This is a genomic window from Ornithinimicrobium jinqii, assembly GCF_045032595.1.
Lineage (GTDB): Bacteria > Actinomycetota > Actinomycetes > Actinomycetales > Dermatophilaceae > Ornithinicoccus.
Genome location: NZ_JBJFZS010000056.1, coordinates 1 through 3,016, shown reverse-complemented (window position 1 = coordinate 3,016; position 3,016 = coordinate 1). Strand labels below are relative to the sequence as shown.

The 3,016-nt window shown below is 68.0% G+C and carries 1 protein-coding gene; it reads left to right on the top strand.

The window, feature by feature from the left end; genetic code table 11:
- Positions 1 to 3,016, top strand: a 3,016-nt coding sequence (locus ACI3ET_RS16245) for a multicopper oxidase domain-containing protein (RefSeq protein ID WP_405034111.1), incomplete at both ends; no start/stop codon positions are given.

Genomic DNA, 3,016 nt, shown 5'->3' with positions numbered 1-3,016 from the left:
CCGACTTCTATCGGATCGGCCTCGTCGAGTACACCCAGCGGCTGCACTCGGACCTTCCGGTGACCGGCACGAAGTTGCGCGGGTACGTTCAGGTGGACGCGGACGGTACCCCGGTGGGTGAGCCGAGCTATCTGGGTCCGGCCATCGTGGCGCAGAAGGACCGGCCGGTCCGGATCGAGTTCCACAACCTGCTGCCGACCGGCGCGGGGGGCAACTTGTTCCTGCCGGTGGACAGCACGGTGATGGGCGCGGGGATGACGCCTGAGGGTCACGAGATGATGGAGGCCATGCCCGGCATGGTCGACCCGCAGGTCCCCATGTGCAACGACCCGGCGACGAAGCCTGGTCTGGTGGTCAGCGGGGACTGCTACTCGGACAACCGGGCGATCATCCACCTGCACGGCGGGATCACTCCGTGGATCTCCGACGGGACGCCGCACCAGTGGATCACGCCGGCGGACGAGGACACCCCGTTCCCCGAGGGTGTGAGCGTGAAGAACGTGCCGGACATGGATCCGGCGGCTGAGGACCCGAGGGACGGTGTGCAGACGTTCTACTACACCAACGCCCAGAGCGCGCGGCTGATGTTCTACCACGACCACTCGTGGGGCATCACGCGCCTCAACGTGTACGCCGGCTCGGCCGCGCCGTACATCATCCAGGACGAGACCGAGCAGGCCCTGGTGAGCGCCGGGACCATCCCGGACGCGGCATCGACGATCCCGCTCGTGTTCCAGGACAAGACCTTCGTGCCCGGCCCGGACCAGCTCGCCCTCCAGGACGAGACGTGGGACACGACGGCCTGGGGCGGTGAGGGTAACCTCTGGCTGCCGCACGTGTACTCCCCGGCGCAGAATCCCGGAGACGTCTCCGGTGTCAACGCGTACGGCCGCTGGGCCTACGGGCCGTGGTTCTGGCCGCCGACGAGCAGCGTGGAGTACGGCCCGACCGACAACCCGTACTTCGACCCCGCCTGCGACCCTGAGGTGGGTTGGTGCGAGCCGCCGCTGATGCCGGGTGTGCCGTACAACTCGATGGGCATGGAGGCGTTCATGGACACCCCCATGGTCAACGGAGCGGCCTACCCCTACGTTGAGCTGGACCCGAAGGCCTACCGGTTCCGGATCCTCAACGCGGCCAACGACCGGTTCTTCAACCTCTCGTTGTACCAGGCGGTCGATGCCGACGGTGCGCTGTGCGACGGCACCACGACACCGGTGGCGGAGAGCACGGGAGTGGCGTGCACCGAGGTGGCGCTCAACCCGGACGAGGTCGCGGCAGCGCTGGAGGACCCGACGGTCTTCCCGACGCCGGTCACCGGCACCGAGGGCCCGGACTGGGTCGTCATGGGTACCGAGGGCGGCTTCCTGCCGGCCCCGGTCGAGGTCCCGGCGCACCCGACGACCTGGGTCAACGACCCGACCGTGTTCAACGCCGGCAACGTCGACCAGCACTCGCTGCTGGTGGCGCCGGCCGAGCGCTTCGACGTGGTCGTGGACCTGTCCGCGTACGCGGGCCAGACGCTGATCGTCTACAACGACGCCCCGGCGGCCTTCCCGGCACGCGACCCGCGCTACGACTACTACACGGGCAACGGCGACTACCGCGGGTCCGGTGGCGCGTCGGCGACCCTGGCGGGGTACGGGCCCAACACCCGCACCGTCATGCAGATCAAGGTCGCGGACGCCGCCCCGGCCCCCGCGTTCGACCTCACGGCGCTCAACGCCGCGTTCGAGGGCGGCGACGGGACGGGTGTGTTCGAGTCCGGGCAGAAGCCGATCATCGTGGGTCAGGGCGAGTACAACAGCGCCTACGGCACGACGTTCCCGACGAACGGTCCGGTCAACGGCACGGTCCAGATCTACGACACGTCGCTGACGTTCAACCGGCTCGTCGACCCCGACGCGGCGACCGCACCCGGTGCCCCGTTCACCACCTCGACCGCAGCACAGCGGCTGACGACCGATCTCAAGCCCAAGATGATCCAGGACGAGATGGGTGAGGCGTTCGAGAACGAGTACGGGCGGATGAGCGGGTTCCTGGGGGTGGAGACGCCGAACGCCCAGGCAGGCCTGCAGAACATGATCCTGTACGGCTTCTCGATGCCACCCACCGAGGTGCTCGACGGCATCGAGCTGCCGCCGGGCATGGAGGCCACGCCGATCTCCTCGGCGGCGGACGGCACGCAGATCTGGAAGTTCACCCACAACGGGGTCGACACGCACCCCATCCACTTCCACCTCTACGACGTGCAGCTGCTCAACCGGGTGGGCTGGGACGGCATCATCCGCAAGCCCGATCCCACCGAGCTCGGCTGGAAGGACACCGTGCGGATCAGCCCGCTGGAGGACACGATCGTCGCGGTGCGACCGATCATCCCGCCGATCCCCCAGGACTGGGGCGGACTGCCGAACAGTGTCCGGCTGCTCGACCCGTCCATGCCGGCGGGGGCCTACATCGCCAACACGACACAGCAGGAGGCGATGAACCTGCCCCTGATGGCCTTCAACCCCGACGGTGAGCCGATCGACGTGGTCAACCACTACGTCAACTTCGGCTGGGAGTACGTGCTCCACTGCCACATCCTCAGCCACGAGGAGATGGACATGATGCGATCCCAGGCCGTGGCGGTGAACCCGTCGGCGCCGACCGATATCTTGTTCGTGCCGTCCGGCAGCGGCAGGAACCGGATCAACACGGTGACCTGGCGGGACAACTCGAAGAACGAGACCGCCTTCGTCGTCGAACGGCGCGTCGCGGGCTCCACGGGTCCGTGGTCGCAGATCGCCATGGTCCAGACCGAGGACCGGGTCAACCTGACCAGTCTGTCCACGGCGACCACCGAGACCGGCGCGGCCACCGGTCCGGCCGAGTACGTCGACCCGATCGGCAGCACGAACACCCTGTACGAGTACCAGGTGTACGCGATCAACACGGTCGGAGACACCTGGGACTACTCGGACCCGGCGTTCAACAACCTCCCCCCAGGAGGTGGCTTCCCGACGATCACGGTCGA